General features: G+C 69.8%; 3 protein-coding genes. 2 read left to right on the plus strand and 1 reads right to left on the minus strand.

What is annotated here, in order from left to right; all coding sequences use genetic code 11:
* Together Q0M60_RS09740 and Q0M60_RS09745 are read left to right on the plus strand one after the other, a co-directional pair.
* A partial coding sequence (locus tag Q0M60_RS09740; RefSeq protein WP_296818725.1) for a sigma-70 family RNA polymerase sigma factor occupies positions 1–584 on the plus strand: 584 nt, incomplete at its 5' end.
* 115 nt (positions 585–699) lie between these two features.
* Complete coding sequence (locus tag Q0M60_RS09745) at positions 700–3,708, plus strand: PAS domain-containing protein (RefSeq protein ID WP_296818727.1); 3,009 nt, start codon at positions 700–702, stop codon at positions 3,706–3,708.
* Here the strand turns inward: Q0M60_RS09745 and Q0M60_RS09750 are convergent.
* Positions 3,705–4,639: Nramp family divalent metal transporter (locus tag Q0M60_RS09750; protein WP_296818729.1), on the minus strand; the 935-nt coding region annotated here is incomplete at its 5' end. The genes Q0M60_RS09745 and Q0M60_RS09750 overlap by 4 nt on opposite strands.

The following is a 4,639-nucleotide window of genomic DNA, read 5'->3' on the forward strand; positions in this document are numbered from 1 at the left end:
AGTACCGCCGCGGCTACAAGTTCTCGACCTATGCGACGTGGTGGATCCGCCAGGCCATCACCCGCTCGATCGCCGACCAGGCGCGGACCATCCACATCCCGGTCCACATGATCGAGACGATCAACAAGATCGTCCGCACCCAGCGCCAGATGCTGCACGAGATCGGCCGCGAGGCGACCCCGGAGGAGCTGGCCGAACGCCTGGCCATGCCGCTGGAGAAGGTCCGCAAGGTCCTCAAGATCGCCAAGGAGCCGATCTCGCTCGAAACCCCCATCGGGGACGAGGAGGACAGCCACCTCGGGGACTTCATCGAGGACAAGAACGCCGTCCTGCCGATCGACGCGGCCATCCAGTCGAACCTGCGCGAGACGACGACCCGCGTGCTGGCGTCGCTGACGCCGCGCGAGGAGCGGGTGCTGCGCATGCGCTTCGGCATCGGCATGAACACCGACCACACCCTGGAAGAGGTCGGCCAGCAGTTCTCGGTGACGCGTGAGCGCATCCGCCAAATCGAGGCCAAGGCCCTGCGGAAGTTGAAGCACCCGAGCCGGTCGCGGAAGCTGCGGAGCTTCCTGGACAGCTAAAGCGCGCAACCAACCACCCCGCCGCGCGTTGCAGCCGTTCGGGCCGGTCCGCGCGCGGACCATGGGGGCGTGATTGGCAAGCGACGGTGAGGCGATTTCTGAAGGCGGTGACCGCTTGCGCGAGCTTGAGCGGCTGGCTGACGCCATGCCCGTTCTGGTTTCGAGGATTGGCGCGGACACCCGATACCGCTTTGTGAATCAGGCCTACGAGACCTGGTTCGGAAAGCCGCGCGACCAGTTGCTGGGCCGCACGATGGCCGAGGTGCTGGGCTCCGAGGCCTATGAGTCGCTGAAACCCCGCATCGAAGCGGCCCTGCGCGGCGAACCGACCCATTTCGAGGGACCGGTCGCCTATCGCGACGGCGGCACGCGCCACATCCGCGCCGAATACACCCCGGACATCCGGCCCGACGGCAAGATCGAGGGCTTTTTCGCCCTGGTCGTGGACCTGAGCGCCGCACGGCGCGCGGAGGCGGCGCTGAGGGAAAGCGAAGGCCGCTTTCGCGAGCTGGCCGAAGCCATGCCGCAGCTTGTCTGGACCGCCGGGCCAGACGGCCGGGTCGACTATTACAATGCCCGCCGTGAGCGATATGCCGGGCTGGGCGGGGATGCGGAAGCGGGCTTCGACTGGGCCCCGATGGTGCATCCAGACGATCTGGAGCGCACCGCCGCGGCCTGGGAGGCCTCGCGCGCGAGCGGCGAGCCCTACGCCTGCGAGCATCGGCTGGCCCTGAGAGACGGCGGCTGGGCCTGGCACGTCAGCCGGGCCGAGTGCGCGCGCGGCGACGACGGCGAAATCGTGCGCTGGTACGGCACGGCCACCGACATCGACGAGCTGAAGGCCGCCGAGTCGGCCGGGCGCGAACGCGAGGCGCGCAACGCCGTGCTTCTGGAGGTGAACGCGCGCATCGCCGAATTGAGCGACCCGGAGGAGATCTCCTTCGCGGCCGCGGAGATCCTGGCGCGCGCCATGGGCGTGGACCGCGCCGGCTATGGCCTGATCGATCCGCGACGCGAAACCATCACCATAGAGCGGGACTGGAACGCGCCCGGCGTGCAGAGTCTGGCTGGCGTTCTGAACTTCCGGGACTACGGCTCCTACATCGAGGACCTGAAGCGCGGCGAGACGGTGGTGTTCGCCGATGCGCGGGAGGATCCGCGAACGCGCGATACGGCTGCGGCGCTGGAGGCCATCAACGCCCGATCGATCGTGAACATGCCGGTGACCGAGGAGGGCTCCTTCGTCGCCCTGCTCTACCTCAACCACGGAGACCGGAGGGACTGGACGCCGGAGGAGCTCAGCCTCATCCGCGAGGTCGCCAACGTCACCCGATCTGCGGTCGAACGCAGGCGGGCCGAGCAGGCCCTGATCGCCGAGAAGCGGGCGCTGGAGATCCTCAACGAGGCGGGCGCGGTGGTCGCCGCCGACATGGATCTGGCCGCGGTGGTCCAGCGCATCACCGACGCGGGCGTGGCCCTCACCGGCGCCCAGTTCGGGGCCTTCTTCTACAACGTGCTCGACGACGAGGGCGGCAGCTACATGCTGTATTCGGTCTCGGGCGTGCCGGTTGAGGCGTTCTCGCGCTTTCCGATGCCGCGGAACACGGAGGTCTTCGCCCCCACCTTCGCGGGCGAAGGGATCGTGCGGTCCGACGACATCACCCAGGACCCCCGCTACGGAAGGAATTCGCCGCACAGCGGCATGCCTGAAGGGCACCTGCCGGTGCGCTCCTATCTGGCCGTACCGGTGCGGTCGCGCACAGGCGAAGTGCTGGGCGGTCTGTTCTTCGGACACCCACAACCCGCGGTCTTCGGCAAGGACGCCGAGCGCGGGCTGGCAGGGCTGGCAGGCCAGGCGGCCGTCGCGATCGACAATGCGCGGCTGTTCCAGTCGGCCCAGGCCGAGATCCGGCAGCGCCAGAAGGCCGAAGCCGAGTTGCAGGCGCTGAACGCCACCCTGGAGGCCCGCGTCGAGGCGGAGGTCGCCCAGCGGCTGCGGGCCGAGGAGGCGCTGGTCCAGTCCCAGAAGATGGAGACAATCGGCCAGCTGACGGGCGGGGTGGCCCACGACTTCAACAACCTGCTGACCCCCATCGTGGGGGCGCTGGACCTGCTGAGGCGCCGGCTGGGCGACGATGAGCGCGCCATCCGCCTGACCGACGGCGCGCTCCAGGCCGCCGATCGGGCGCGAACCCTGGTGCAGCGCCTGCTCGCCTTTTCCCGCCGCCAGCACCTGCAGCCCCGCCCGGTCGATGTCGGCGCACTCTTGCGGGGCATGGAGGACCTGATCAGCCGCTCGCTCGGGCCGCAGGTCGCCCTGACGGTCCGGGCCGAGGAAAGCCTGGCGCCGGCCCTTATCGATCCCAACCAGCTCGAACTCGCGGTGCTGAACCTGGCGGTCAACGGCCGCGACGCCATGCCCGACGGGGGCTCACTCGACATCGCGGTGCAGGCCGACGGCGCCCCGCCGGACCTGGCCGAAGGACGCTATCTGAAGCTGACCGTGACCGACACCGGCACGGGCATGGACCGGGCCACCCTGGCCCGTGCGGTGGAGCCCTTCTTCACCACCAAGGGTGTCGGACGGGGCACCGGGCTGGGCCTTTCCTCCGTGCACGGAATGGCGGTTCAGTCAGGCGGCGCCTTTGTGCTGGAGAGCGAGCCGGGCAAGGGCACGACCGCCACCCTCTGGCTGCCGGCGGCGGAAGGCTCGGCCGAAGCGGAGCCCGGCCGCGCCGAGACCGAGACGGCGGCGCCAACCTCCGCGACGGTGCTTCTGGTCGATGACGAGGACCTGGTGCGGGCAGGCGCCGGAGAGATGCTGGCCGAGGCCGGCTATCGGGTGGTCCAGGCGGCTTCCGCCGATCACGCGCTGCAGATGATCCGCAGCGGTTTGGTGTTCGACCTGCTGGTCACCGACTACGCAATGCCGGGCATGACGGGCGCGTCGCTTGCGCGTGAGGCTCGGTCGCTCAGACCCGGCACGCCGGTTCTGCTCATTACCGGGTATGCGACCCTGACCGATGCGGAGGCCGCCGGCCTGCCTCGCCTGGCCAAGCCGTTCCGGCAGACCGACCTGACCGCCGTGGTGGCCGAAATGCTGCCTCGCGGGCGCGAGGCCTAGAACAGGCCGATCAGCTCGCGCCCGGCGAGGGCGGCGAACAGGAGCGCCGCGGCGGCCAGGAGGGTGTTCGACAGCCAGCCAGAGCGCCATTCGGCGGGCAGCCGCGGCGAGTTGAGCAGCCACAGCAGGGTCCCGGCCAGAAACGGCATGAACAGCGCGCCCAGGGCGCCATAGGCGACAATCAGGGCGAAGGGCCGATCCATGAACAGCAGGAGCATCGGCGGGAAGGTCAGCCACAGGGCGTAGACCCGGAACGCCGGGCCGCCGTCGGCGCGCACGCCGTCTTCCTCGGGCCGGCCGCGCATGTGGGCCCAGAAGTCGCCGAACAGCAGGCTGACCCCCTGCCAGACGCCGATCAGGCTGGAGAACGTCGTCGCCCAGAAGCCGACCAGGAACGCTACGGCCACAGGTTGGCCGAACCGGTCCTCGAGCACCGCGCCCAGGTCGAGCAGGCCGCGGTCGCCGCTCGCCAGCGCCACGCCTCCCGCGTGCAGCAGTTCGGCGCCCACGATGAGCATGGCCACGACGAAGACGCCCGTGACGAGGTAGGCGACGCGGTTGTCGAGCCGCATGACGCCGATCCAGTCCGGCCCCTTCCAACCCTTGGCGTTCAGCCAGTAGCCGTAGGCGGCCATGGTGATGGTGCCCCCAACCCCGCCGATCAGGCCGAGGGTGTAGAACAATGACCCTTCCGGCAACGTCGGCCACAGGCCGGTCAGGAGGCGCGGCAGGTCCGGCGTGACCAGTACCGCCAGGCCGACCACGGTGACGAACATCACGCCCACCAGCGCCGTCATGACCTTTTCGAACAGGCCGTACCCCCCGAACCACACGAGGAGCAGCCCGGCCACACCGGAGATCATCCCCCAGGTCTTGAGGTCCAGGACCGGGAACAGGGCCGCGAGCGGCAGCGCCGTCGCGCTCATGGCCG

Source organism: Brevundimonas sp. (assembly GCF_024711105.1).
Taxonomy (GTDB): domain Bacteria; phylum Pseudomonadota; class Alphaproteobacteria; order Caulobacterales; family Caulobacteraceae; genus Brevundimonas.